Origin of the sequence: Sphingomonas phyllosphaerae (assembly GCF_029623345.1) — a bacterium.
Taxonomy (GTDB): Bacteria; Pseudomonadota; Alphaproteobacteria; order Sphingomonadales; family Sphingomonadaceae; genus Sphingomonas; species Sphingomonas phyllosphaerae_C.
In genome coordinates, this window is sequence record NZ_JAPYKH010000009.1 from 40,231 (window position 1) to 66,149 (window position 25,919).

The 25,919-nt window shown below is 64.7% G+C and carries 22 protein-coding genes and 1 pseudogene; 14 read left to right on the forward strand and 9 right to left on the reverse strand.

Features of this window, described 5'->3' with window-relative positions; translation table 11 throughout:
• From QBJ89_RS10595 to QBJ89_RS10605, 3 genes are read right to left on the reverse strand one after another with little or no spacing between them, the layout of a single operon-like run.
• A complete protein-coding gene (locus QBJ89_RS10595) occupies positions 1–2,202 on the reverse strand; it encodes a GumC family protein (protein WP_277980481.1) in 2,202 nt (733 codons plus the stop codon).
• A gap of 13 nt (positions 2,203–2,215) precedes the next feature.
• Complete coding sequence (locus QBJ89_RS10600) at positions 2,216–2,929, reverse strand: polysaccharide biosynthesis/export family protein (protein WP_277980482.1); 714 nt, start codon at positions 2,927–2,929, stop codon at positions 2,216–2,218.
• A gap of 42 nt (positions 2,930–2,971) precedes the next feature.
• Positions 2,972–4,348 (reverse strand): O-antigen ligase family protein, encoded by a 1,377-nt coding sequence (locus tag QBJ89_RS10605; RefSeq protein ID WP_277980483.1) that lies wholly within the window; start codon positions 4,346–4,348, stop codon positions 2,972–2,974.
• A gap of 178 nt (positions 4,349–4,526) precedes the next feature.
• Here QBJ89_RS10605 and QBJ89_RS10610 point away from each other — a divergent pair, with 178 nt between their 5' ends.
• The 9 genes and pseudogenes from QBJ89_RS10610 to QBJ89_RS20210 form a co-directional block, all read left to right on the forward strand.
• Entirely contained in the window at positions 4,527–5,813 is a 1,287-nt protein-coding gene (locus QBJ89_RS10610) for a sugar transferase (protein WP_277980484.1), read from the forward strand.
• Positions 5,814–5,851: 38 nt separating this feature from the next.
• A complete protein-coding gene (locus QBJ89_RS10615) occupies positions 5,852–6,736 on the forward strand; it encodes a hypothetical protein (protein ID WP_277980485.1) in 885 nt (294 codons plus the stop codon).
• Positions 6,737–6,747: 11 nt separating this feature from the next.
• Positions 6,748–7,839 (forward strand): DegT/DnrJ/EryC1/StrS family aminotransferase, encoded by a 1,092-nt coding sequence (locus QBJ89_RS10620; RefSeq protein ID WP_277980486.1) that lies wholly within the window; start codon positions 6,748–6,750, stop codon positions 7,837–7,839.
• Entirely contained in the window at positions 7,836–8,954 is a 1,119-nt protein-coding gene (locus QBJ89_RS10625; protein WP_277980487.1) for a DegT/DnrJ/EryC1/StrS family aminotransferase, read from the forward strand. The genes QBJ89_RS10620 and QBJ89_RS10625 overlap by 4 nt, the downstream gene beginning before the upstream one ends.
• A gap of 14 nt (positions 8,955–8,968) precedes the next feature.
• Entirely contained in the window at positions 8,969–10,282 is a 1,314-nt protein-coding gene (locus QBJ89_RS10630) for a lipopolysaccharide biosynthesis protein (protein WP_277980488.1), read from the forward strand.
• 36 nt (positions 10,283–10,318) lie between these two features.
• Entirely contained in the window at positions 10,319–11,311 is a 993-nt protein-coding gene (locus tag QBJ89_RS10635) for a polysaccharide biosynthesis protein (RefSeq protein WP_277980489.1), read from the forward strand.
• Positions 11,311–12,483 carry a glycosyltransferase family 2 protein gene (locus QBJ89_RS10640; protein WP_277980490.1) on the forward strand — a complete coding sequence of 391 codons (1,173 nt, stop codon included), beginning with the start codon at positions 11,311–11,313 and terminating at the stop codon, positions 12,481–12,483. The genes QBJ89_RS10635 and QBJ89_RS10640 overlap by 1 nt, the downstream gene beginning before the upstream one ends.
• Positions 12,480–13,523, forward strand: coding sequence for an EpsG family protein (locus tag QBJ89_RS10645; RefSeq protein ID WP_277980491.1), 1,044 nt, complete (start codon positions 12,480–12,482; stop codon positions 13,521–13,523). Before QBJ89_RS10640 ends, QBJ89_RS10645 begins: the two co-directional genes overlap by 4 nt.
• Before the next feature lies 1 nt (position 13,524).
• Positions 13,525–13,941: pseudogene (locus QBJ89_RS20210) on the forward strand (glycosyltransferase family 2 protein); the annotation flags it as partial.
• A gap of 279 nt (positions 13,942–14,220) precedes the next feature.
• Here QBJ89_RS20210 and QBJ89_RS10650 read toward each other — a convergent pair.
• On the reverse strand, positions 14,221–14,346 hold the full coding sequence (locus QBJ89_RS10650) for a hypothetical protein (RefSeq protein WP_277980492.1): 126 nt from the start codon (positions 14,344–14,346) through the stop codon (positions 14,221–14,223).
• A gap of 235 nt (positions 14,347–14,581) precedes the next feature.
• On the opposite strand from QBJ89_RS10650, the gene QBJ89_RS10655 reads away from it, so the two are divergent.
• Together QBJ89_RS10655 and QBJ89_RS10660 are read left to right on the forward strand one after the other, a co-directional pair.
• A complete protein-coding gene (locus QBJ89_RS10655; protein ID WP_277980493.1) occupies positions 14,582–15,367 on the forward strand; it encodes a glycosyltransferase in 786 nt (261 codons plus the stop codon).
• A complete protein-coding gene (locus tag QBJ89_RS10660; RefSeq protein WP_277980494.1) occupies positions 15,364–16,923 on the forward strand; it encodes a hypothetical protein in 1,560 nt (519 codons plus the stop codon). Before QBJ89_RS10655 ends, QBJ89_RS10660 begins: the two co-directional genes overlap by 4 nt.
• A 170-nt stretch (positions 16,924–17,093) precedes the next feature.
• Here the strand turns inward: QBJ89_RS10660 and rfbA are convergent, their stop codons facing one another.
• Genes rfbA through rfbC form a run of 4 tightly spaced genes read right to left on the reverse strand, consistent with a single transcriptional unit; the run spans position 17,094 to position 20,476 of the window.
• Positions 17,094–17,966 (reverse strand): glucose-1-phosphate thymidylyltransferase RfbA, encoded by an 873-nt coding sequence (rfbA, locus tag QBJ89_RS10665; RefSeq protein ID WP_277980495.1) that lies wholly within the window; start codon positions 17,964–17,966, stop codon positions 17,094–17,096.
• Complete coding sequence (gene rfbD, locus QBJ89_RS10670; RefSeq protein ID WP_277980496.1) at positions 17,963–18,853, reverse strand: dTDP-4-dehydrorhamnose reductase; 891 nt, start codon at positions 18,851–18,853, stop codon at positions 17,963–17,965. The genes rfbA and rfbD overlap by 4 nt, the downstream gene beginning before the upstream one ends.
• Positions 18,850–19,899 carry a dTDP-glucose 4,6-dehydratase gene (rfbB, locus tag QBJ89_RS10675; protein ID WP_277980497.1) on the reverse strand — a complete coding sequence of 350 codons (1,050 nt, stop codon included), beginning with the start codon at positions 19,897–19,899 and terminating at the stop codon, positions 18,850–18,852. The genes rfbD and rfbB overlap by 4 nt, the downstream gene beginning before the upstream one ends.
• A gap of 10 nt (positions 19,900–19,909) precedes the next feature.
• A complete protein-coding gene (rfbC, locus tag QBJ89_RS10680; protein ID WP_277980498.1) occupies positions 19,910–20,476 on the reverse strand; it encodes a dTDP-4-dehydrorhamnose 3,5-epimerase in 567 nt (188 codons plus the stop codon).
• Positions 20,477–20,656: 180 nt separating this feature from the next.
• Here rfbC and QBJ89_RS10685 point away from each other — a divergent pair, with 180 nt between their 5' ends.
• Entirely contained in the window at positions 20,657–22,822 is a 2,166-nt protein-coding gene (locus QBJ89_RS10685; protein ID WP_277980499.1) for a glycosyltransferase family 4 protein, read from the forward strand.
• Positions 22,823–22,834: 12 nt separating this feature from the next.
• Here the strand turns inward: QBJ89_RS10685 and QBJ89_RS10690 are convergent, their stop codons facing one another.
• A complete protein-coding gene (locus QBJ89_RS10690; protein WP_277980500.1) occupies positions 22,835–23,746 on the reverse strand; it encodes an FkbM family methyltransferase in 912 nt (303 codons plus the stop codon).
• A 211-nt stretch (positions 23,747–23,957) separates the two neighbouring features.
• Here QBJ89_RS10690 and QBJ89_RS10695 point away from each other — a divergent pair, with 211 nt between their 5' ends.
• The gene (locus QBJ89_RS10695) at positions 23,958–24,770 is read left to right on the forward strand and encodes an ABC transporter permease (protein ID WP_277980576.1); all 813 of its coding nucleotides are present in this window, start codon (positions 23,958–23,960) and stop codon (positions 24,768–24,770) included.
• Between the two features lie 10 nt (positions 24,771–24,780).
• A complete protein-coding gene (locus QBJ89_RS10700) occupies positions 24,781–25,911 on the forward strand; it encodes a lipopolysaccharide biosynthesis protein (protein ID WP_277980501.1) in 1,131 nt (376 codons plus the stop codon).
• Positions 25,912–25,919: the final 8 nt, after the last annotated feature.

Below are 25,919 nucleotides of genomic sequence, written 5' to 3' on the forward strand. Positions count from 1 at the left end.
TTACGCGCGCTCCGTCCTCTCGCGACCATAACCGTAGCCGTACTCGTAACCATATCCGTAATGCGCGCGTTTCGCTTCGAACTTGGTCAATACGCCGCCGAATACACGCGCGTTCGCGCTCGCGAGCCGGCCGAGCGCCGTACGCACCATGCTCGACCGAATGCCGTGCGACTCGACCGCGTAAATCACCCCTTCGACCTTGCTCGCGATAAGCGGTGCGTCTGCCAGACCCATGACCGGTGGTGAGTCGATCACGACATGATCATAGTGCTGCAGGAGACGCTCAATCAGCAGCCCGAGGCGGTTACCGGTGAGTAGCTCAGCCGCGTTGGGGGGGATCGGGCCAGCCGACATGGCGGTGATACCCAGATCGTCCATCCGGAAGGTGAGAGATGTGATCTCGTCCTGCCCCGTCAGGAAGTTGCTCAGGCCGCGGTCGTGATGGACCCCGCCGAGGTGGTGAACCGAGGGCGAACGCATATCGCCATCGACCAATATGACCTTGCGATCCCCTCGGGCCAGGGTGGCGGCCAAGGCCAGCGCAGTGGTGGACTTTCCTTCCGCCGGCCGAGTTGATGTGACCGCGAACGAGCGCGGAACACCATGTTCCGTCGTAAAGGCGAGGTTCGTCTGCACCGCCAGATATGCGTCGACCAAATCGGATTTCCGATCCAGCAACGCCTCCTTCGGCGTAACACCCTTCACCTTCGGCACGGGTCCGAGCAACGGAAGCCCGAGGCGCCGCTCGACCTCCCCCGGATCCGCTATGGCTTCATCGATCTGCTCCAGCCCAAAGGCAAGTCCTGCACCGAGCATGAGCCCTGCCAGCAACGATATCGCCAGATTCAGCAGCAAGCGGGGGCTAGACGGCTTCTGGGGAATGTCAGCCGGGTCAACGACCGAGATGTTGTTAACACCGACGCCGCCCGCGACCCCGATTTCCTTGAATCGCTGAAGGAGGCCGTCGTAGAGCGCCCTGTTGGTATCGACCTCCTGCTGAAAGATATTGTACTGAATGCTGCGCCGCCGCAGATCCAGGTAGTTCGTTTTAAGAGAAGCGACCTTGGCATCCAGCGCGCGCTCGCGCTGCTGCGCTTCCCGGTAGTCCGCGAGCAGCGACCCAGAAACGCGACTTTCCTCACGAGCGATCGAGCGGTCGAGTTGATCAAGCTGAGATTTGATCGCCCGCGCTGCCGGATATTCTGGTTCGAACTGGACCATTAGCCGCTGATAGTCAGCTGCCAGCTCGGCGCGTCTGGCGCGTAGACTGTTGATCGCCTGATTGCGCAGCGCTTCGGTCGAAGCGCCGGCGCTACCTGCCTGATTGTAGCGCGCTTCTACTTGGATCCGATCAGCGGTTGCCTGCGCCAGCGCCGCGTTGAGCGCCGACAGATCATCCGCCACGATCGAGCGTTCGGCCGTGCTTCTCCCGTCGCCGGCCGTTTGTGCAGGCAAGTTGATAATCTTCTGCGCGGAAGCGTAGGCGACAAGCTGCCGCTGAGACGTATCCAGCCTTTCCTTCAACTGCGCGAGTTGCTGTTGCAACAAGTTGCGACCGTAGGATGTAGCCTGGATCTTGCGCTCGAGATTGGTCTGGATGAAGCTCTCCGCCCAAGCGTTCGAGACGTTCGACGACAAGCGCGGATCGGGGCTGGTAAAGCCGATGTCGACCAAGCGCGACAGTCGCGTCGGCGCAAGCGACAGATTTTTTAGCAACAGTTCGCCCGCGATGCGCAGCCGCACGTCCCGTCCCGTCGAAGGAAAGCGACCGCTTGCTAGCTGGAATGCAGGGTGCTCGCTGGAATAGCCGAACATCTCGAAGAACTTCGGATCGTCTACCAGGCGGAGCCGCGTTGCAACGCGTTCCGACAGAGATCGGGACTTCAGCAAGCCATATTGAGTCTGATAGAATTCCTGGTCGGCAACGCTTGTCTCGCGCTCGACGCCTTGAATGTCAGTTACCTTGTTCGCTTCTCGTGAAATCTCGATCGTTGCAACCGCCGTATATTTCGGCGTCATGAGCAGCGTAGCGATCAGGCCCAGCAACACACACGCGACGACCGCGCCTATGATGACGAAGCGCCAACGAAACGCGATCCTCATATATTGCCGGATGACGGGCATCGTTCCCGAGTCTGCACTTACAGCCGGCGAGGTGGAGGTCGCCCCGCGATTGTGCAGGTTCGATGCGATAAGGTTCATGTTAAGGGGAACTCTACTGCAGGATGGCGACAAGTGGGGCAGCCAGCAACGGTGCCAGCGAGACGAAGTCGCGGAACAGCCGGCGCTCTGGTGAGTTGCCGACCACGATCACGTCGTTGGCGTAGACCGCCGGGTCGTCGTACATACCCTGCCTGATCGCGGTGATGTTATACAAGCCCGCCATCTTACGACCATCGACCGTGCGAAGGATGACCACGTCGTCCTCCCTGGCGAACTCCGCCAAGCCCTTCGCCGACGCGATCGCACGCATCAACGTCATCTGGTTGGTCACCGGGTACAGACCCGGTTCGATGACCTGGCCGTCGATCGTCACCACCTGACTGACCGAATTCTTGATGTTGATCGTTACTTCAGGATCGCGAACGTACCGGGCGCGCAGCGCGGCCTCGATCGCCGAAGCGAGTTCGGCCGAGGTCTTGCCTCTCGCATCGATGGTCCCAGCGAGCGGCATGGAGATTCGCCCGCTTGCGTCTACCTGCACCTCGCGGCTTAGATCGGGGACGTTGAACACCTCGATCTGAACGGTGTCGAGAGGCCCGACAAGCGAAGGACGGTCACCAGCGGTGAGATCACCTCGATTGGGCGCCGGTAGGATCGTGCTGCCCTTCACGACCGCCAGGCGCTCCGTGGATCGCAGCTCCTCCCGACCGGCACAGCCAGCCAGCCCGGCTGCCATCATCGACAAAGCAAGGCAGAATGTACGCATTTACCTCAGAGTTCCCGACGCCAGCATAGGAGGACCGCGACCCTATAGGCGGCTCTCGTCGGTGGGTAAAGCTGGACGCTCGCGCTCGCCGTCGCCACTCAGCCATAGGGCTGCGACGATGATCGAGGCCATGATGAGGGGGGTTCGCGCGGGATAGTCAACTAGGCTAGCGATCAGCACCTGAAACAACATGGCGGAACCCAAACGTGCCAGCCGGTCCGTCCCTCTCCATGCTACGAAGGTCGCCCACAACCACCATCCGATAGCGGCGCCGAGCACCACCAGGCCGACGATACCGGCGTCTAACACTATCTCAAGGTAGTCGTTGTGGACATGATTAAAGTAGGTCAGCTTCAAGAGTTTGAATGGCTCGTGAATGCGGAACATCGGATCAAAGGTCCCGAGCCCCGTACCAGCGGGAAAATAGATCCCTATCATGTGCAGCACCGTCGGCAGGGCGCGCTGACGCATGTCTTGTCCGGTATCAACGGCGAGCGTGCGGCTGATCGACGCCGCGCGGTCGGCGGCGACACTCAGGCCGACGAGGAGCACGATCGTGATCGCCAACGTCGCCACGAGAGCGAAGGGGACCCAGCGCGGGTATCGGCCGAACTCTTTCTTGAGCGGTCGCCAGCTGATGATCAGGCCCGCTGCCAAGCCGATGAGCCCGACGATCATGCCTGCCCGCGAGCCGCTAGCAAGGATGATAAGCACGAACAGCGGCAGAAGTCCGAGGGCGACAGGCCCACGCCATCCCGCCCGTCGGCCGTGGAGAAAAGCCCATACCGGCGCCACCGCACATCCAAACGCCACAAAGAGCGCGAAATGGTTGCGATTGGCGAAGGTCGCGCTGACCTCCCCGGGCGTATCGTTGACGAGTGGGTTGGAGAGGTTGCCGCCGGAGAATTGCAGCAGCCCGAGCAGCGTCGAGGCCGTGATCAGCAACAGAAGCGCGCCAGGCAAGGTCGCTCGCTCGCTCGGCCTGATCCTGGACGCGAGCAGCAGAACGGTGAGCGGCACGATCAGGGACGACAAAGCGTTCCAAGTCGCGTCCGGCACGATCGTCCAGGGCCGCCACGGCTGCGGCTGGCCACTCAGCGTGGCCGCGTCCACGAACATGGCTCGCCCGGGCAACGACTGCCACACCATGGGTGGAAGGGGGATGAGTTGCAGCGCCGCCACGCCGATCGCCGCGGCCAACAGCCAGGTGACCGCGCGTGACCTGCTTCTGACGGGGCGCTCCACCGTGATGACGCCCGCCACTAACGCCAGCCACGCGGCGAATCGCACGACAATCTGCCCGTAGGTGTCGGCGCGGGAGGCGCCGCCCGCGATCCACAGGACCAGAAGCAGCGCCATCAGCAGGACGTACGCGGCGGACGGTCGAGCGGAGAAGACGGTGGCAGAACGCTGGCTCATGCCGCCTCCATCTAACGCATTTGGCCCCATGGCAATGGCGAACGGGACCGCAGCGGAGCGCCGGCGGGTCGGGCCGCCTACGAGGCCCCATTTACGTCGGGTCAGTTCGGAATTATAGGCGGCTGAAGGCGATCAACACCCGCGCTCGGTCGGGTCTCCACGCGATGTCACCCGGTGAGTGTACGCACAGATCATGCAAGACAAATCAGTCGTTAAGCACTCCCTGCTGGACCGAGGAAGTTTGCAGCTTGCGTTGGCGACCGGGGCCATGCTGATCCAGTATGGATTGGTCGTTCTATTCGCGCCTGATTTGCAACACAGCGCACAGCTTCTTCTGGACACCATAGCGGGCTGCATCGTTGCAACTGCGGTTGGAGTGTTTCTGATAAGGGGCGTGAGCCAATATCCAGGTGTCGAAGCCAGCGCCTATATAGTCCCGGGCTTTGTAGTCGCCTATGCCGCGCTGCTGGCGACCTTTATCTTAGGACGACTAGAGTATAGTCGTATTCTACTAACAACGAGCTTTCTGACGAACAACGGTCTATTTTTCATCATATTCCTGCTTGGGGAACGTCGGCGGCGCCTCCGGATCGGCATAGTTCCGGAAGGCCGCTACGTGCCGCCGCTTGAGGTCAAAGGCATCGAGTGGCACACGCTGCGTGACGCCAACGAGGACGTGTCGCACCTCGACGCGATCGCGGTCGATCTCCGCGCCGATATCCCGGACGAGTGGGAGCGGCGGCTTGCCGAATTCGCGCTCAGCGATATGCCCGTCTACCACTCAAAACATCTTCTGGAATCGCTGACTGGAAAGGTAGAGCTAGAGCAACTCTCCGAGAACAACTTTGGCACGCTGTCACCCCTGCGCGCCTATATGAACGTGAAGCACGCGGCCGACGCCCTGTGCGCCCTGGTGGCGTTGATCGTCTTGTCCCCTCTTTTCGCGGCGATCGCGATCGTCATTCGGCTCGACGCGCCCGGACCCATCCTGTTCCGCCAGGTCCGGATCGGCTATCAGGGCAAACCGTTCCGCGTCTTCAAGTTCCGGACGATGACCGACTCTTCGACGCCAGACGCGGACATGTTGGACGCTGCCAAAACCAAGAATGGCGATCTCCGCGTGACCCGGCCGGGCGCCGTCCTGCGCCGCAGCCGCCTCGACGAGCTGCCGCAACTGCTCAACGTCATCAAAGGCGAGATGAGCTGGATCGGCCCGCGCCCCGAGGCGGAGGTGCTGTCGCGCTGGTACGCCAACGAGATCCCCTTCTACCCCTATCGTCATATCGTGCGACCAGGGATCACCGGCTGGGCGCAGGTCAACCAAGGCCATGTCGCCGAGGTGGAGGAGGTGAAGAGCAAGCTTCATTACGACTTCTACTACATAAAACATTTCTCGCCGTGGATAGATCTGCTGATCGTCGCGCGCACGGCGCGCACGATGCTGACCGGGTTCGGCGCGCGATGAAGCGGTCAATAACGGCATCGTCAGATCGTGAGGCAAACATGAATGAAATTCAGATCGTCGGATCCGATCGCGGACAGATCACCATCGGGAAATCCTGCTCGATCGGTGAAAACGTGCGGATCATCTTCATCGGGAACGGCGCGGTCGAGATCGCGGATTATGTCACTCTGGGCGACAACGTCAAAATGGTGATCGAGGGCGGCGTCGTTACCATCGGTGACTGGTCGACGCTGCACAATGACACGACGGTTTTCTGCAAAGCAGGGGTGACGATCGGCGATCACTGCTGGTTCGGCCAGAATGTGGTGATCGACGGCACCGGCGGCCTGACGCTCGAGAACGGCGTGCGCGTCGGCATGTTCTCCCAGATATGGACGCATGTCGCGGCCGGTGAGCAGATCGAAGGCTGTACTTTATACGCTGAGACACCGAGCCATATCGAAGCCGATGTCTGGCTTGTAGGCACCTGTACGGTCGGATCCGGCGTGCGCATCGGGCGCAGGACCGTCGCACTGGCCGGCTCCAATATCGTCAAGAGCTGCGCGCCTAACTCGGTCCTGGCCGGGATACCGGCGAAACCGAAGGAGGGGGTGCGTTTCTACCGCGACGTCGCGTTGGACGAGAAGTTCGAGATGATGGAGCGCTGGCTTCTCGAGGCACCGTTCGCCAGCAGTGCGGAGATCGTTGTCGATTCCGCCGAGGGCGTGCTGTCGGTTGCAATGGAAGGTTCCGGCACGATAACTTTTTACCGTGGGTCCGATCGCTTCGAACGGCATCTCTCGGCCGGCTTGCCCGGCACGTCATGCTGTATTGAGACAAAGCGATATGTGAAGACTTTTAGCCCCATCGAAGGAAGGGTGCTCAAGTACCTTTCGGGCAACAAGGCACGCTTCTACCCACATGGCCAAGTCGCCGCGCAATAGAGGATGCCGAGATGATCCCCCTCGTCAAAGTTCGAATGCCGCCGCCCGAACAACTGATGCCCGCACTCGAGCGCGTGTTGTATAGCGGTATGATCGCCGAGGGAGAGGAGGTCTATAGCTTCGAGCGCGAATTCGGCGAGCAGTTCGGCTTGCAGCACGCGCTCGCCATGTCGAGCGGCACCGGCGCGCTACATGTTGCGTTTCTCGTCTGCGGGGTAGCGCCAGGTGACGACGTCATCACCACGGCGATGACAGCGGAACCGACCAACACCACGATCCTGCAGGTCGGCGCACGGCCGGTGTTCGCCGATGTCGACCCCGATACGGGCAACCTTGATCCGGCCGCGGTCGGACGCGCGATCACACCGGCCACCAAGGCGATCTGCGTTGTCCATTACGCGGGCTACCCGGCCGACCTAATGGCACTCCGCGCGATCGCTGATCGTCACGGTATCGCTTTGATCGAGGATTGCGCCCATGCCCTCGGGGCGCGCGCGGCCGGTTCGCCGATCGGCACCATCGGGGATGCCGCGATCTTCTCGTTTCAGGCAATCAAACACATGACGAGCGTAGATGGCGGCGTGCTCGCGCTGCGAGACGCCTCCAAGCTCGACTTGGCACGTCGGCTACGCTGGTTCGGGCTACGAAAGGGGGTGCCACGGACTGACGTCGACATCACCACGCCGGGCTTCAAATATAACATGAATAACGTCACCGCCGCGATCGCTCGGCAACAGCTGCCGACGATCGGTGAAGCGATCGCACGACATATCGATAACGGGCGCTACTTCGATCGCGCTTTCGCGGGGACGGCCGGCGCCAAGCCCGCGCTTGTCGCCGCCGGTGCCGAGCCCAGCTACTGGCTCTACACGCTGCTGTGCGACAATGCGGCTGCCGTCGAGACAGCGCTGGTGGCAGCCGGGATCACCGCCTCGAAGCTGCATCGCCCCAACCATCGTCACAGCGTTCTGGCGCCCTTCGCTGGCCCATTACCGGGCGTGGATCGCTTTTACGACCGCCTTCTCCACCTGCCGTGCGGCTGGTGGGTGGACGATGCCGATCGCGACAGGATCGTCGCGGTCGTGAAAGAGGTCGCGCCGTGACGCCGGTTCCATTGTTCGACTGCCGTCTCTCAGCCGAGGTGCTCGCTGCGCTACAGGAGCCGTTTGGACGCGGCCAACTCGCCGCTGGGCCGGCCGTGCCCCAACTCGAACAGGCGTTCGCCGCGCGATTTCCCGAGCGTCACGCGGTCGCCGTCGGCGATATGACGCACGGCCTGATGATGGCGCTGCAACTCGCGGGCGTGCGGCCCGGTGACGAGGTGTTGTCACTGGCTTTCAATTGCATGTCGTCAAACTCGGCGATCGCCATGTCGGGCGCGAACGTGTCGTGGGTCGATGTCGATCCCGTCACAGCGACGTTCGACATCGAACACGCTCAAGCGCGGGTGACGTCCCGTACACGAGCCGTGGTCGTGTACCACGTTTCGGGCTACCCGGCTGACTTGGCGCAGCTTCGCGCTTTCTGCGACGATCAGAACCTGCCGCTCATCGAGGACGCCAACAATGCCTTTGGTGCGGTAATCGACGGCAAGCCGATCGGCTCGGTGGGCGATTTCGCCGTCTTCTCGCTCTATGCGAACCGGCAGATCAACGCGATCGACGGGGGCATCTTGCTGTGTGCACGGGCGTCCGATGCCGATCGCGCGCGACGACTCCGTCGTTTCGGGATCGACGTAGCGCGCTTCCGCGACTCTGACGGCGAGATCGACGCCGCGCTCGATGTGTCCGAGATCGGCACCTCCTCGTCGCTCAACAACGTGAATGCGACGATCGCCGTGGCAGGCCTCGCCGATGTCGACCTCCGCATCGCCCGGTCGGGACGCAACGCCGCCGCACTCACATCGGCCACTCGGAACCTAGCCGTCGCGCCCATCGTCCCACTCGATCGTGCGGAGCCTGCTTACTGGACGTGGTTGATCAGGCTCGATGAACGGGACGGGGTCATGCGGGCGCTCAAGGCTAACGGGATCTCGTGCTCGAAACTGCATCATCCCAACAACCATTATACTGCCTTCCATCGGACCGACGATGACCTTCCGGGTACCGCGACGCTTGAACGAGAGCTGCTCGCGATCCCGTGCGGCTGGTGGCTGGACGAGGCGGCGATCGAGCGGATCGTGGCCGCCCTTGGGGACGCGGTCGGGGTCCGACAGTGAAGCTTGGTGGGTCCGTGCGGCGGCTGGCGCCCATCGCCGTGCTATACGGCGGTCGTGTCGGCGTTGCCGGGCTGGGCCTTGTCGTTCTCCCCTGGCTCAGTCGCAGCATGCCCACCGAGCAATTCGGCCTCGCCGCGACGATCCTGGCGCTTCAAACGCTGGCGGTGATCGTCGACTTGGGTCTTTCCATTAACATCGCGCGCGAATTTCCGGTCCTCACGGATGCGATGGTGCGTCGTCACATCCTCGAGCGCAGCGAGCGCACGCTCGTGCAACTCTACTGCGCTCTCGCCGCGCTGGTCGCCGGCGCGTCGGCAGCTGGCCTCGTGCCCGTCTCGGTCCCAACCGCCCTGCTGACCTGCGTGTCATTGCTCCTCATTGTTTGGCAGAACCTGATCGTCACCGGGTTCGTCGCAAGACAGCAGTTTGTCTCTTCTACCCTGCTGCAATTTACCAGTCTGCTGATCCGGCACGGCTGCTCGCTGGTGCTCGTCATCGCTTTCGCTGGCACAGTGCAGGCCTTTGTCGTGGGACAGGTGGCCGGGGCGGCGGCGGTGCTCGCCCTTTCGCGCTGGATCTTCATGAAGCGACATCGCGCCGAACACCGGACCCGGCCGGTATCGGCGCGATCGATCGGGACCACGAGTATCGCCGTCATGATCTACACTATGGCGGGGGCGTGTACGATGCAGCTGGACAAGGTTCTCCTGACTGCGCTGGCGTCTCCGGTCAGCACCGGCTCGTACTTTCTCGCTTCCACGCTTTCGTTGGTGCCGATCACCTTCCTCGCCAGCCCGGCCTCGCAGTACGTGCAACCCAGGCTCATAGCCGCGCTGGACCTGCGCGACGAGCAGAGCGCCCGCCGCTGGATCATTCGGCTGGCCGCGGCGATCTTGGTGCTGGCCGTCCTACCCGGTATATGCCTCGGTGTGGCGGCGCCGTACCTCGTCCCGCTTTGGCTTCAGGGCGCCCCTCAGGAAGCGACCGTCATCCGTTACGTCGCCCTGCTGGTGCCCGGCGCATCGATCGGCGCGTTGGGACTGGTGCCGGTGATCGTGCTGATCGCGCGGCGCGATTATGCCGCCATGGCCATCATCTCCAGCCTGCTCGCGGTGCTTGTACTGTCCGCCACTGCCTTCCTGGCGACGCACGGAACGATCGCGGCGGTGTGCATCACCTACGCATTATACCACGTGGTCGCCGCAGGTGCGCTGTGGTGGCGCGCGTGGCGAATCGAACCGTGGCTGGCTCCTCGCTTTGCCATTCGTCGCGACATCGCTAACGGGGGCATGGCCGAACCCACGCGGCTTCAGACGCCTCAACCCTAGGATTTTGGTGTAACAATGTTTCAAGGCAGAACCCTGATGATCACCGGGGGGACTGGATCCTTCGGCAAGACGGTGCTGCGCCGCTTTCTGTCGTCCGATGTCGGTCAGATCGTGATCTTCTCGCGCGATGAGAAGAAGCAGGAGGACATGCGAGTCGCGCTGCGGAGCGACAAGGTGCGGTTCGTGATCGGCGACACCCGGAACCCGGAAACGGTGAACCTGGCGATGCGGGGCATCGATTACGTCTTTCATGCCGCCGCGCTCAAACAGGTGCCCTCGTGCGAATTCTACCCGATGGAGGCGGTTCGTACGAACGTCATCGGGACGGAGAACGTCATCACGGCCGCCCTGGCGAACGGTGTCCAACGCTTGGTGCTATTGAGTACCGACAAAGCCGTCTACCCGATCAATGCGATGGGGATCTCCAAGGCGATGGCGGAAAAGGTCATGGTCGCGCGCTCACGCACGATGAGATCGCAGGATCCAGTCCTCTGCGCGACGCGCTACGGCAACGTCATGGCTTCGCGAGGGTCAGTGATTCCATTGTTCATCGACCGGATCAAAGCGGGCGAGGAGTTGGGCATCACGGATCCTGCGATGACGCGTTTCCTTATGTCGCTTGAGGAATCGGTGGATCTCGTGTTGCACGCCTTCACACATGGTGCGCAGGGGGACATCTTCATCCAGAAAGCGCCGGCCTGTACGATTGGCGATCTCGCTACGGCTCTATGTGAATTGTTCGATGTCCCGGAAAGGATCCGAGTCATCGGCACGCGCCATGGTGAGAAATTGTACGAGTCTCTCGTCTCGCGCGAGGAGATGGCGAAGGCAGATGATATGGGCAGATATTGGCGTGTTCCAGCCGATAATCGCGATCTAAACTATGAGGTATTCATCTCCGAAGGCTCTCCGCAAGCAAACTCTGTGGATGACTATACCTCTCATAATACACAGCGTCTCTCGATTGCGGAGATCAAAGAAACGCTATTAACACTGCCCTACGTACAGAACGCACTGGCTCATCGCTGATGCCACTCCTGTCGATTGTCATACCTACACACGAACGGTTTCGCTATGCGCGCGAGACCGTACGCGTGATCCTGGACATGATCGACGACGTCGAGGTGATCGTATCTGATACCAGCGTGACGAATGCCTGGGCTGAGACGCGCTTCGACGATTCGCGTGGGCGCTTGAAAGTTGTTCGACCGGGATCGGGCATCAGCGTCGTAGAGAATTTCAATGCCGCCCTGACGCGCACGACGGGTGATTTCGTCTGCTTTATCGGCGACGATGACCTCGTTACTCCGGCGATCATGAACATCGTCCGGCAGGCGGCAGCGGACAATGTCGAGGTGGCGCGGGTCAGCTTTCCCATCCTGTTCTACTGGGCCGATTATCGACACCGCGCTCAGCCGGAAGCGTATGCCGGCACCGTATGGGCGAGCCATTATTCCGGGTGTGTTCGCCCCCTCGATCCGACCGCCGCCCTCGATTTCGCCAGCGCTCAGCTGGGTCGAGGTGTCTTCAACATGCCGCGGGCATATTGCGGGATTGTCTCCCGCGCCTTGATCGAGCGCGTCGTTGCTCGATACGGGGCGTTGTTTGGCGGCGTGAGCCCCGACATTTACTCGGCCGCGCTGCTCGCGGCTGAGGCGCGGCGCGCCGTCGACATCGATTTTCCCGCGATCGTGCCGGGCGCATCGGGCGCGAGCACGGCCGGGCAGAGCGCCGCGGGTCAGCACGTCGGCGGTTTGCGAGACAATGATCACATACGCCCGTTCAAGGACCTAGTCTGGCATCCCTTCGTGCCGGAGTTTTATAGCGTCCCGACGGTCTGGTCCTACTCTCTGATACGTGCGCTGGAACGCATCGACGGGCGCGATGTCACGGAGGCGGGCTGGGGGCGCCTGTACGCGCAATGTCTGCTCTACCATCGTCGCTATCGTCAGCAGACGCTCTCGGCAATGCGCGCCTATAGTGAAGCGACCTCGCGCGTCTCGACCGCGCGCCAAGTAGCACAGGGGGTGGCGGCCGAAATGGCTTGGGCAGCGGGACGGTTGCGTCGCCGCGTGTCGGTGGCGAGGAAGGTGACCAGCGATCGGCGCGTCGATGGCGCGACGGACGCGTTCGCCGCCGCTACGATCATCGAGCGGCTGATCGCCGAGGGCCCCGCCCTATCGTGGGCGCCGATCGCATGAAGCCGTACATCGTCTGTTACCTCATCCTCCTCGTCTGCGTCGGGGCGAGTCTCGCGTGGGGCCGAACGCGAACCGCAGCAGTGATCGCTTTCGCGCCGATGATGTACCTGATCACGGCGCGCGGTCTGGTGGGAGTCGACAGCGCCTTCTACGTCCAGCAGTTCGATGTCATCCGGTACCAGGGCTTCCTCGCGGGCGGGTTCGAGCCTGGGTTCGCGATCATTGTGGAGGTGCTGTCTTACGTATTCGCAGATTCTTTTGACATATTGGTCATACTCGGCAGCGTCGCGGCTCTACTGATCCTCGCGGCAGCGCTGATGCTGGAGCGTGAACCTGTCCTCTTTCTGTCACTCGTTCTGCCATTCTTCCTTTTTGACATGACGATGAACGGTCTTCGTTATGGGCTGGCATTCTCAATCATAGCTTTTGGTGCAGCTGCTCTCATTGCCGGCCGTCGTTGGCTATTCCTGGCTTGTGTGGTTGGTGCTGCCACCATCCAGATCACATCGGTGCTATTGGCTGTTGGCGTGTGGACACTGGTCGAAGTGCGCCCGCGGACGTTCCTGGCGATTGCGCTTCTCGGCGCTGGCATGTTGTATCAATTTGGCGGCTACCTCGGCGACAAGGCGGCGCAGAATGCCGACCTGGCTGCCGCCGGCGGCCTTTCCGGGGTCGTCCCGCTCCTCGTCACGTTTCTAATGCTTGTCGCCATCGGGCTGGCGAGCGGCGATCGCTGGCGCTCAGTCGCCGTCCCGGTCTTGGGTCTTGCGCTTCTCCAGCTAACCGCGTTCGGTGTCTCGCGCGTATATTACGCGGGGCTACGTGTTCAAAGCATAGTCGTTTTCATGTCGTATCTCGTCTTTGCCATTCTGGTGTCCCGAAATCACATCGATCTCCGACGTAACAAGCTAGTAGCTGCGATCCTTATATTTGTATGCATCATCTCATCTGCGCTCCGCTTGAAAAACTTCAATGATGAGCAAGGCGTCGGTCTATCACCCTTTGCACCTTATTATTACGCCTCGGACGTGATTGCGTAAGATGGCCGGCCACGCCAGACACCATAGTTCGGCACCGCAGGAGGAGATCCTCTTCAGCATCATCGTTCCGGTTTATAATACGGAAGACTACGTTACATCGTGCCTTGAGAGTGCGCTCAAGCAGACCGAAGGCAGGCTGGAGGTTCTTGTCGTCGATGACGGATCTACGGATGGAAGTACTCTAGCATGCGCCGCAATAGCTGCTCGAGATACAAGGGTGACGTTGTTCCAGAAGGAAAATGAGGGTCAGGGCGTCGCCCGCAATTTTGCCTTATCCCATGCAAGGGGAAGGTATATACTTTTTCTTGACAGCGACGACACCCTTGAGAGTCGCGCGTGCGAGATCCTGCATTCATGTTTCATCTCCGACGACGCTGACGTCATCTCGTTCGGTATAGGATTCAGGACAAGTACCGGTCAAACCGTCGCTTCGCGTTCGGTCAGTCGAAGGAAGTATGGAGAGCCGCCCAGTATTTTTATAGACGCGTTGTTAGATCGCGATTTTCTTTCGTCGCCTTGCAACAAGGCCTATGATCGCACATTCCTCTGCGAGCATAATATCCTGTTTCCCCCCTTGCGCGCTTACGAGGATACTCTGTTTTCCAGACACGTAGCCTATTGTGTCCGGAAGGTTCTCTACATTCCCGACATGTTGTATTGGGCCACCACTCGCCCAGCGAGCACTACCCGCAGCATGTCAGCGCGGAACATTCGGATCGCGACTGACCTTTTCGCGAGAGAGCGGGCCTTGTTCGCCCATCGTCTCGCGCAGGAGCCGGTTGAGATTGCCTTCGGCGCCCATGTCGTGCGCTTCATAGCTCATCTATTACTGCTGTCGGCCTTCCGGGTCGATGATCCCCTTGAACGCCGAGAATGCTGGCGACTAGCCGACGCGGCGGGGTTCAATCGATTGGCGCGGCGACGAGAGGTGATGAAACATCTGTCGGTCCGAACCAAGGTTCAAGTCGCAGTCGCTCGCCGGCCTTTTCTCGCGCGCTTGGCCGCGCAGGCCGCGAAGTGGCTTAAAGTTACGCCTTACTAATTAGGACGACACGACCGTGACCACCGATCTACAAGGCACTTTATCGGTCGTCAGCCACGGCCATGGCGCCCTGCTTCATTCACTGCTCGCCGACCTGGCGCGGCAGACGTCGATCGATAGCTGGCTTATCATAGTGACGCTGAATATCGCTGAGGATTTCGATACCGCCAGTTTTCCGAACCTTCGGATCATGGTTACTCGCAACGCCCGGCCGCTTAGCTTTGGGGCAAACCACAACGCCGCCTCCCGGCTCGCGCAGGGACGCCTTTTTCTCATCGTCAATCCAGATATACGCCTTCCTGATGCGGACACGCTGGTACGGATCGTTGGACTCGACTGGGACGCTGTCCCGGCAGTACTGCGGGCGCCAGTGGTTCTGGCGCCAGACGGCGCACTTGAGGACTCGATCCGCGCGAACCTCTCCCCGCTCAACCTGTTGCGTCGCCATCGTCGCTCCGCTGGTGGCTGGGAGGCCGACCCTGAGCAGCAGACCTTCTTCTGGCTTGCGGGCATGTTCCTGATCTCGTCGCTCGCTGCGTTCCGGGCGATCGGCGGCTTCGACGAGCGGTTCAGGTTGTACTGCGAAGATTACGATCTCTCCGCACGATGGTGGGTCGCTGGTGGCAGGGTCGAGGTTATCCGTGACCTACACGTGATACACGCCGCGCGACGTGCCAGCCGCGCGTCGCTGCAGCATATGCGCTGGCATGTGGCGAGCCTGTGGCGCGTTTGGACGTCGCCGCCGTTCTGGCGCATCGTGGCCGACCGCGCTGACGCCCGGGGCAAAGAGGTCGCGACGTGACCGCGATCGTGCCACCCCAGCCGGGATCGCCAGTGTCACGACGCGTTGCACTTACCACCGCTCTCGCTGTCGCCGCTCTTCCCGAGCGGGTGAACGCCGGGACCGACCAGAAGGCGATGCCGCTTCGCAGCGGCAACGCGACGACCATGGTAAGCAGTTTCGGCGTAAGGTCCGAGCACGATGGCGTTCACAACACCGCGGCATTGAACGCCGCGATACTCCATGTCGCCGCGAGTGGCGGCGGAACCCTCATCTTTGATGCCTCGACCGAGGGATATGGCATCATCGGACCGATCGTTCTGCCATCGTGCGTCCACATCGATCTCAATGGGCAATTGCTTCTGGGGCGACGGCGTCCGCAGGACGTTCTATTTGTAAGTGGCGTGCTTCACGACGGCGAGATAAGGTCGAACTTGGGCAGCGCGCCAGAAACCGAAATCGTTACCGGTGCGGCAGTCTTCAACGGAAGGATCGAGGATTGTTACCGCGCCTTCCACTTACGTAATTTCGGTAAGGGCTGCTTCCTTCGAGATATCGTTTCTCGAAACTGTGTACAGTTTGGCAGGTTCGAGCGCTGTTTTTTTCTTCTGCTCGACTCTGTCTCTGCAGTCGGCTTTAGCGATGCCGCGATCCCAACTTTCCACTTCATCGACCAGACGAACGCTGTAACATTACGACGTTTGAGTGCCGTCACCGAGTACGGGCTGTGCATCGAGGATGGCGCATCGGCCGTCATCCTTGATGGCTACAGCTTCGAAGGGGGAACCACCGCGGTGAGGCTGATCGGCGACTGCCTCGGCATGGACTTTCGCGGCGGCTATTATGAAGCTGTCACCGGGCACGCTTTCGACTTGAGACGGGCCGGGGTCTGCTCTGCCAACTGGAACAGCAATTATTTCAACCATGTCGATACCATATTCGATGATGGCGGTGAACATACGACGGCGACGCTCATGGGAGAGTGGCAGTCATCCAATTACGTCGTCAGTGTGCCAAACGCGGGCTTCGCCAAGCTGGGTGTAGCGCGAAACTTGATGAAAGTGAGCGGCCCGCGAAATTTCGTCCGCTTCGAGGCGCCGTACCGGAACGACGCCGCACCCGCCTTTCCGGACAATTGGCAGATCTCAAGCAACACAAGGTCGGTCTTCGAATCTGGTCAGACCGGAAGCTCGCTGACGGATATTCGGACTCGGTCGTCGGTGAGCGCCGGCACGCTGCCGTTGGTGCGAAGTGGTGACACGGGCAATCCGGTCGAGGGCACCGTGCCGATGTGCGTGGTGACGACGTCGAAGGGAGTGGGCGCCACCGTCCTCATCGACACTGCCATTGCTTGGCGTCCAGCGACGCTGTTCGCCAAGTACATACTCTCCGTCCAGGATGCCTCGGGAACGGTGCGACTCTTCGGCGACATCTACGGATGCGACGTCGTTCCGCATGATAAAAGCGGCAAGTTGGTGCGACTCCTCAACAAGAATGGCTTTGTCAGGCTATCGATCGGTGATTTCGATGCTCGGGCGTCTGAGATAACTTGCACGGGTTCGCTGCAGATAGTCTGAGAACCTGCTGCTCAATCAGGTGCGTACGAATATTGAGTGTTGCGCACTTACTCAAGCTCGAAAGGGGGCATGTCCGCCCTCTACGGCTCCCTCGCAGGCGTTCGAAGCGCGAAGACGGGAGACGTGCGAAAGAGGTGGAGAAGTGTCATCGAAGGCGCCGCGTACGCGCCTCAGCGCTGCCCCTCGACCGCCCGCAGGATCGCGCGCCCGTACGCGGTCTTGGCGAAGCGCTCGCCCGCCGCGCGGGCCTGATCGGCGGTGATGAAGCCCATTTCGAACGCGATTTCCTCGAGGCAGGCGATCTGGATGCCCTGGCGGTGCTGGAGCGTGCGCACGAACTCCGACGCCTCGAGCAGGCTGTCGTGCGTGCCGGTGTCGAGCCAGGCGTAGCCGCGCCCCATCTGCTCGACGTGGAGCTCGCCCGCCTCCATGTACAGCCGGTTGAGATCGGTGATCTCCAGCTCGCCGCGCGCCGAGGGTTTGAGGTCGCGGGCATAGCCGACGACGCGGTTGTCGTAGAAATACAGCCCGGTCACCGCGCAGTTCGACTTCGGAACGGCGGGCTTCTCCTCCAGGCTGATGGCGCGCCCGTCCGCGCCGAGCTCGACCACGCCGTAGCGCTCGGGGTCCTCGACCCGGTAGCTGAACACGGTGGCGCCGTGCGGCCGCGCCACCGCGCTCGCCAGCAGCTGGGTGAGATGCGCGCCGAAGAAGATGTTGTCGCCGAGCACCAGCGCGACAGCGTCGTCGCCGATGAAGTCGGCGCCGATCGTGAAGGCCTGCGCCAGCCCCTCGGGGCGCGGCTGCTTGGCATAAGCGATGCGCAGCCCCAGCGCCGCGCCGTCGCCGAACAGCCGCTGATAATTGCCAAGAAACTCCGGGCTGGAGATGATCAGGATGTCGCGGATCCCCGCCAGCATCAGCACCGACAGCGGGTAATAGATCATCGGCTTGTCATAGACCGGCAGCAGCTGCTTGTTGACCGCGAGCGTCGCCGGGTGAAGCCGCGTGCCCGACCCGCCGGCAAGGATGATGCCTTTCACTTCGGTGCTCCGATCAATTCGTTGAGGATATCGCCCAACGCCGCTTCCCAGCGCCGCGGGTGGATGCCGTATGCCGCGCCGATCGCGTCCAGGCCGAGCAGCGAGTTAGCGGGGCGGCGCGCGGGCGTGGGGTAATCGGCGGTGGCGATCGGCGTCACCGCCGCGCTGGGTCCGCCGCGTCGAACCGACTGGCGGAAGATCTCCTCCGCGAAGCCGGCCCAGCTGGTCGCGCCGGCGTTGCTGAAGTGGAAGGTCCCGGTCGGCGCCGCGGCATCGTCGGCGAGCCGTACCGCGATCCGCACCAGCGCCACGGCGAGGTCGGCCGCCGCGGTCGGGCTGCCGCGCTGGTCGGCGACGACGCGCAGCGTGTCGCGCTCGGCCGCCAGGCGCAGCATCGTCCGGACGAAATTGTGCCCGTGCGCCGATACCACCCAGGCGGTGCGGACGATCGCGTGGCGCGCGCCGCTGGTGCGCACTGCCAGCTCGCCGCCCAGCTTGGAGGCGCCATAGACGCCCAGCGGCGCGACCGCGTCGTCGACCTCCCAGGCGCCGTCGCGGTCGCCGGGGAAGACGTAATCGGTCGACACCTGCACCAGCGGCACGTCGGCGCGCGCACAGGCGGCGGCGAGCGCGGCGGGGGCGAGCGCGTTGACCTGCCAGGCGGCGACCTGATCGCTCTCGGCCTTGTCCACCGCGGTATAGGCCGCAGCGTTGATCACCGCCGCCCAGCGCCGCCCGGCGACCGCGGCCGCGATCGCGCCCGGGTCGGCGAGATCGAGCGCGGCGCGGTCGAGCGCCACCGCGGCGAAGCCCTCGGGCCAGGCGGCGCGGCGCAGTGCGTCGCCCAGCTGGCCGGTCGCGCCGGTGACGAGGACCGGGCGCGTCACGCCGCGCCGCGCCGCTCGGCCGCCTTGGCCGCGACGAGCGGGCGCCACCAATCCTCGTTGTCGAGATACCAGCGGACGGTCTTCTCGATGCCGCTCTCGAACGTCTCGCGCGGCTGCCAGCCGAGCTCGTCGCCGATCCGCGACGCGTCGATCGCATAGCGCTTGTCATGGCCGGGGCGATCCGCGACCGAGGTGATCTGCGCGGCATAGCTGGCGTCGTCGGCGCGCGGGCGCAGCCGGTCGAGGATCGTGCAGACGGTGCGCACCACCTCGATGTTCTGCTTCTCGTTGTGTCCGCCGACATTGTAGGTGCGGCCGACCTGCCCGCGCTCGAACACGGCGCGCAGCGCACGCACGTGATCCTCGACGTAGAGCCAGTCGCGCACCTGGTCGCCCGCGCCATAGACCGGCAGCGGCGCGCCGCCGAGCGCCTTGACGATCATCAGCGGGATCAGCTTCTCGGGGAAGTGATACGGCCCGTAATTGTTCGAGCAGTTGGTGATCAGCACGGGCAGGCCATAGGTATGCCCCCAGGCGCTGACGAGATGGTCCGACGCCGCCTTGCTCGCCGAATAGGGCGAGCGCGGGTCATAGGGCGTCTCCTCGGTGAACAGCCCCTCGGCGCCGAGCGAGCCATAGACCTCGTCGGTCGAGATATGGTGGAAGCGGAAGGCGGCGCGCGCGGCCTCGTCCAGCGTCAACCAATAAGCGCGCGCCTCCGCCAGCATGGTATAGGTGCCGACCACGTTGGTCTGGACGAACGCGCCCGGGCCGTCGATCGAGCGGTCGACATGGCTCTCGGCGGCGAGATGCGTGATCACCTCGGGGCGGAACTCGGCGATCGCGGCGCGCACCGCCGCGGCGTCGCCGATATCGCCCCGGACGAAGCGATAGCGGTTGGACGCGGCGACGCGCTCCACCGTCGACAGCGTGCCGGCATAGGTGAGCTTGTCGAAGTTGAGCACCTCGTGCTCGGTGTCGTCGATCAGATGGCGGACCAGCGCCGAGCCGATGAAGCCGGCGCCGCCGGTGACGAAGATGCGCATGGAACGGTCCTCAGGCGAGCGGCGTCAGCGGACGGCCGTCATAGTCGAAGGGGCTGTCGAACGCGGCGAGCGTCGGCTGCACCCGATCCTTGGCGCTCAGCTCGGGGACGATGCCGGCGGGGATCGGCCAGTCGATGCCGGCGCTGTCCCAGGCGATGCCGCCGTCCTGCGCGGGCGCATAGGTGTCCGAGCATTTGTAGACCACCTCGCACCCGGGCTCGAGCGTGACGAAGCCGTGGGCGAAGCCGACCGGAATGAAGAGCTGGTCGCCGTCGGCCGCGCTGAGCTCGGCGCCGACCCATCGCCCGTAGGTCGGCGAGCCGCGGCGCAGGTCCACCGCCACGTCGAAGATGCGCCCGCGCACGCAGCGGACGAGCTTGTCCTGCGCCCGCGGCGGCGTCTGGAAGTGCAGCCCGCGCAGCGTATAGGCCGGCTCGGACAGCGAGTGATTGTCCTGCACGAAGGTGCAGCCGATGCCGAGCGCGGCGAAGGTGTCGCGATTGTAGGTCTCGCTGAACCAGCCGCGCGCGTCGCCGAAGCGACGCGGGTGTAGGAGGCGGACGGGAGGCTGCTGCACCGGCCGCCTATACGAAACGATCGAGATCCATCGCAATCCGTTATCCGCGCCCGCGAGCGAGCGAGCGACCGGGCGGGCGGGCGCGACGGCGCACGGTTGAGCGGAGCGGGCGTCCGGTGGTAGCGGGACCGGCTCGGGGCGCTCGCCCCATCCTCCCAGAGACGAGACGGCAGAGACGGGATGCGACCGATCAGACACTGGTGGGAGGCCGTCGCGGTGCGCTGGCCGCTGCGCCCGCGCTCCAATGGCGTGCGTATCGGGCGCGCCACCGCGCGCGACATCCGCGTGGGCAACGCCGCCAGGTCGGGCCAGGACTGGTCCGGCGCCGCGGTCGCCTACCGGCGCGCGCTGGCACGTGAGCCGGGGCTGCATCATATCTGGGTCCAGCTCGGCCATATGCAGAAGGAGGCCGGCCAGATCGATGCCGCGAGCGCGGCCTATGAGACGGCGGCACGGCTGCGCCCAGACGACGCCGAGCCGCTGCTGCGGCTCGGCCACATGGCCAAGGCGTGGCGCCAGCCGGCCGACGCCGCGGGTCACTTCGTCGCCGCGCTGCGCCGCGATCCCGCCAACCTGCAGGCGGTGGCCGAGCTCGTCCGCCTCATGCCCGACCGCGAGCGCGTCGCACCCGCCTTGTGGGACGCCGTGCTGGAGGTGCTCCACATCGATCCCGCCGACGCCGCCGCGGAAGCGCCGGCGCAGCTGCCCGCCGGGTCGACCGTGTTCGACGTCACCGACCTGCTCGCCTTCTTCGGGCAGCGGCGCCTGCCGACCGGGATCCAACGCGTCCAGATCGAGGTGTCGCTGGCGTGCCTCGAGGGCGCGACCGAGCCCCCGCCGGTCTTCTGCCTCTACGCCAGCGCGCGGCGCGGCTGGATTCGGCTGCCGCCCGACCGCTTCGGGCGGCTCTGCCGGTTGGCGCGACAGAGCGACGACGTCACCGACCCGGCCTGGACGCGCGAGCTCGACCTGCTCTACCGCCGCATCGCGGTCGCGCGCACGGTCCGCTTCGCGCCCGCGACCGTGCTGGTCAACCTGGGCACCTCCTGGGCCGACCGCAATTACCTGCTCGACGTCCGCACCGCCCGCGCGCGCGACGCGACGGTCTATGTCCCGCTGCTCTTCGACCTGATCCCGCTGATCGAGCCGCGCTGGTTCGTGCGCTCGCTGGTGCGCGACTATCGCGCCTGGTTCGGCTCGCTGCTCCATTCTGCCGACGGCGTGCTGGCGATCTCGGAGGCGACCCGCCGCGATTTGCTACGCGTCTCGGCCGAGTGGCAGGCGCCGGTGCCGGGCGACGCCGTCCCCGTCGTCCGCCTCGACGGCGACTTCCGCCAGGACGCGGCGGCGGAGCAGGCAGTGCGGGAATATGGCCTCGAGCCCGGCGGCTATGTCCTGCTGGTCTCGACGCTGGAGCCGCGCAAGAACCATCTCGGCGCGTTCCAGGCCTGGCTCGCGCTCGCCGAGCGTCTGGGCGAGGCGGCGGTGCCGCGGCTCGTCTGCGTCGGCGGGCGCGGCTGGCTCAACGACGAGCTGCACCAGTTCCGCCGCGACCATCCGGCGCTGGGGCGGCTGGTGGTCATCCTCCACGGCGTCCCCGACGACACGCTGGCGGCGCTCTACGAACATTGCCTGTTCGCGCTCTACCCCAGCTTCTACGAGGGCTGGGGGCTGCCGGTGTCGGAGGCGCTGTCCTACGGCAAGGTGCCCGCGATCTCGCGCGTCTCGTCGCTGCCGGAGGCGGGCGGGCGCTTCGCCCGCTACTTCGACCCGGCGGCGCCCGCCGACATCGCCGCCGCGGCGCTGGCCCTGCTGGACGCGCCGACCCGGCACGCCGCCGAGCAGGCGATCCGCGCCGATTATGCCCCGCGGAGCTGGCGTCACATCGCGCACGACCTCGTCGCCCAGGCCGCGCGCGTCGGCCCGCGCGACGCGCTGCCGCGCCTCGCCGCGGCGGGGAGCTGGAGCCTGGCGCTGGCGCCGTGGGAAGAGCGCGGCGAGGTCGGCGCGACCGAAGCGCTGGGCGAGGCGCTCCGGCACGGCCACGGCTGGCGCGCGCCCGGGCGCGACGGCTGCGCGATCGAGCGGGACGACGCCGCGCTCCGCTTCCACTGGGGCGGCGCGGCCGGGTACGAGCTGCGCGTCCATGTCGCCGCCGCGCCCCACCCGGTCGCGGTCAGGATACGCCTCGCCGGCGTGGAGAGCGACCATCAGGCCGCGCCGGAGACGCCGCTGGTCCTGATGTGCGCGCTTCCGGCGGTCGCCGCGGCGGTCGAGGTCGCGCTCGTGCCGCTCGCCGGCGAGGTCACCGTCACCCGTGTCGAGGTCGCGCGCGCAGCGGCGTGAGCGGCGGGTGCGTCAGCGCACGAGCAGCAGCATCACGTCCTCGCTCGGCGGCGCCGCGAGGATCGCCGCGCGCGTGGTCGGTTGCACGCCCCGCTCGAGCGTGATCTCGGCCAGCGAGAAGCCGTCGGCGAGGATGCGGTCGACGAACGCGCCGGGGTCGGCGTAGCGCGCGCGGGCGAACTCGAGCACGATCGTAAGCGGCCGGCCGGCGGCGAGGATCCCCGCCATGCCGTGCCAGATCGCCTGCTCGGAGGTGTCGGCGTCGATCTTGATCAGATCGGCGTCGCGCAGCGCGGGGTAGCTGTCGAGCCGACGCGTCCGCATCAGCCGGGTCTCGGTCGCGGCATCGGTCGAGGCCGGGTGGTCGGCGGGCAGCAGGTGACCGTTCTTGGGTTCGTCGGCGGGCACCACCAGCAGCACGTCGGCCTCGGCGTCGGCGAGCGCTTGTTCGTGCACCGTCGCGACCGCGTCGAAGCCGTTGATCGCGAGGCTCTGCGTCATGCGGCGCGCGAGGTCGGCGTTGGGCTCGAACGCATGCACCTGCCCGCCCGACCCGACCAGATCGGCCATCAGCAACGAGAAATAACCGAGATTGGCGCCGACGTCGACGACGTTCATGCCCGGCTTGACCAACGTCGCGAGCAATTCGGTGAGCCACATCTCCCAATAACCGTCGAGCAGCAGGTGGCTCGACAGCCCAACGTCGTTGGTGTCGACGATCATCTTGTAGCGCCCGAGCACGCGGCACAGCGACCGGCCGCCGCCCAGATAGGCGTTGGCGCACAGGCGACGGATCACCGCCTCGTTGCGCTGGCGCCCGTGCGTGCGGAGGTGATCGAGGTGGAACAGCCGGGTGCCGTGATCGACCGCGGCGCGGCGGCGCAGCGGGGCGCCGAGGCGCGTCAGGAAGGAGGGACGATGCATCGGCGCGCCCATAGGTCAGCGCGCGCGAAAAGGCGACCGCCCGCGTTCGATCGCGCCCTTGGGCGCCTCCCGTCCGCGCGCTGTTGCCGCTGGACGACCGAGCGGAGTAAGGGGCGATAGTGAGTGAGGCGAACATGATCGACCTGCCGGCGCCCGGTCGCGGCGCAGCGACCCCCGCAGCCGCGCGCTCGGCGGGAATCCGCGCGTGACGATGGTCTCCGACACGACGGGGTCGACCGGCGACCGCGGCTTCTGGCGCGGCCTCAAGGTGCAGGGCGACGTGATCGGCGCGCTGCTGATGCGCGAGCTGCACACCCGCTACGGGCGCGAGAACATCGGCTACCTGTGGATCTTCCTGGAACCGATGACGCTGGCCGGTGCGGTGGCGCTGCTGCACGTGGGCGGCGGCACCGCGCACGCGACCAGCATCCATCCCGTCCCCTTCGCGATCCTCGGTTACACGATCTTCATCATGTTCCGCGGCATGGTCACCCGCGCCGACGGCGCGCTCGAATCGAACATGCCGCTGCTCTACCACCGGCGCGTGACCATCTTCGACATGATGTTCGCGCGCGCGCTGCTGGAGGGCGCGGGTACGCTCGTGACATACATGGTCCTGATCGCGTTCGTCAGCGCGATCGGCATGGCGACCTTCCCGGCGCGCCCGCTCGAGCTGCTGGTCGGCGTCGGCCTGATGTTCTGGTTTTCCTTCGCGATCTCGCTGCTGATCTGCGCCTGGACGCACGACAATAGGCTGGTGGCGCGCTTCGTCCACCCGATCACCTATATCCTCATGCCGCTGTCGGGCGCTTTCTACCAGCTGTCGTGGATCCCCCAGCCCTATCGCACCTGGCTGACCTGGTTCCCGATGCCGACGATCTTCGAGCTGCTGCGCTACGGGCAGTTCCAGCCGGCCAAGGACACGTATATTGACATAGGCTATGTCGTCGCCTGGTGCCTGTTACTGACCTACGCCGGGCTCGTGTCCATCCGGGCGACGCGCCGTCGCATTCACCTCCGCTAAGGTATCCGTCTTGTCTATCGCTTCCCCCACGGGCCGGGCCGGGCTGCTCGGCTGGTTGCGCGCGCATCGAAACTGGTGCCTCGTCGTGCTGCTGCCCACCCTGGTCGTCGCCGCCTATTTCACGCTCATCGCGGCCGACCAATATGAGTCGGAGGCGCATTTCGTGGTCCGCTCGGCGGACAACCAGCCCGCCGCGCCGAGCGGGCTGGGCCAGGCGCTGACGCTGGTCGGCGGCGCCTCGTCCGAGCGCGACGCGCTGCTGATCGCCGACTATCTCAAGTCGCACGACGCGGTCGGCTCGCTGCAGGCGCGCGTCGGCCTCGTCCAGCGCTATCGTCGGCCCGAGGCGGACCTCGTCTCGCGCCTGTGGTTCGCCGCGCCCACCCCCGAGCAGCTCCAGCGCTATTTCGACGGCAAGGCCGACGTCGACGTCAGCACCGAGACCGGCATCACCACGCTGCGCGTGCGCAGCTTCCGTCCGGCGGATTCGTACCGCATCATCCGCGAGCTGCTCCAGCTCGGCGAGGAGCGGGTCAACGCGCTGAACCGCCGCAATTACGCCAATGCGGTGGCGCTGTCGCAGCGGCGCGTCGCCGAGGCCGAGACCGAGGTGGCGCAGGTCCAGGGGCGCATCACCCGCTTCCGCCGCGACGAGCAGGACTTCAACCCGCAGATCACCGGCACGGCGCGGACGGGGATGGTGACCGAGCTGCAGGGCCAGCTCGCGGTGGCGCGGGCGCAGGAGGCGTCGATGGCCGCGGTGCTGGCCTCGAACAGCCCGCAGCTGGTCGCGGTCCGCCAGCGCGTCGCGGCGCTGTCGCGCCAGGTCGCGGCCGAGACGGGGCGCCTGTCGCAGGGGCCGGGCAACGTGGCATCGGGCCTGGGGGCGTATGAGGGCTTCAAGATCCGGCAGGAGATCGCAGGCAAGCGGCTCGAGATCGCCTCGGCCGCACTGGTGAAGGCGCAGGACGACGCGCGACGCCAGCAGCTGTTCGTGGTGCCGGTGGTCGACGCCAACCTGCCGGTGCGCGCGCTCTACCCGCAGCGGATCAAGATCATCGCCACGACCTTCCTCGCGCTCCTGCTGGTCTATGGCATCGGCTGGCTGATCGCGGCGGGGGTGAGAGAACATGCCGCCTGATCGCGGCC

Coding starts and splice junctions, on each gene's coding strand:
- QBJ89_RS10595 (WP_277980481.1), bottom strand. CDS start 2,202: ATGAACCTTATCGCATCGAACCTGCACAATCGCGGGGCGACCTCCACC.
- QBJ89_RS10600 (WP_277980482.1), bottom strand. CDS start 2,929: ATGCGTACATTCTGCCTTGCTTTGTCGATGATGGCAGCCGGGCTGGCT.
- QBJ89_RS10605 (WP_277980483.1), bottom strand. CDS start 4,348: ATGAGCCAGCGTTCTGCCACCGTCTTCTCCGCTCGACCGTCCGCCGCG.
- QBJ89_RS10615 (WP_277980485.1), top strand. CDS start 5,852: ATGAATGAAATTCAGATCGTCGGATCCGATCGCGGACAGATCACCATC.
- QBJ89_RS10620 (WP_277980486.1), top strand. CDS start 6,748: ATGATCCCCCTCGTCAAAGTTCGAATGCCGCCGCCCGAACAACTGATG.
- QBJ89_RS10635 (WP_277980489.1), top strand. CDS start 10,319: ATGATCACCGGGGGGACTGGATCCTTCGGCAAGACGGTGCTGCGCCGC.
- QBJ89_RS10640 (WP_277980490.1), top strand. CDS start 11,311: ATGCCACTCCTGTCGATTGTCATACCTACACACGAACGGTTTCGCTAT.
- QBJ89_RS10645 (WP_277980491.1), top strand. CDS start 12,480: ATGAAGCCGTACATCGTCTGTTACCTCATCCTCCTCGTCTGCGTCGGG.
- QBJ89_RS10650 (WP_277980492.1), bottom strand. CDS start 14,346: ATGAGCTATGAAGCGCACGACATGGGCGCCGAAGGCAATCTCAACCGG.
- rfbB (WP_277980497.1), bottom strand. CDS start 19,899: ATGCGCATCTTCGTCACCGGCGGCGCCGGCTTCATCGGCTCGGCGCTG.
- QBJ89_RS10685 (WP_277980499.1), top strand. CDS start 20,657: ATGCGACCGATCAGACACTGGTGGGAGGCCGTCGCGGTGCGCTGGCCG.
- QBJ89_RS10690 (WP_277980500.1), bottom strand. CDS start 23,746: ATGCATCGTCCCTCCTTCCTGACGCGCCTCGGCGCCCCGCTGCGCCGC.
- QBJ89_RS10695 (WP_277980576.1), top strand. CDS start 23,958: ATGGTCTCCGACACGACGGGGTCGACCGGCGACCGCGGCTTCTGGCGC.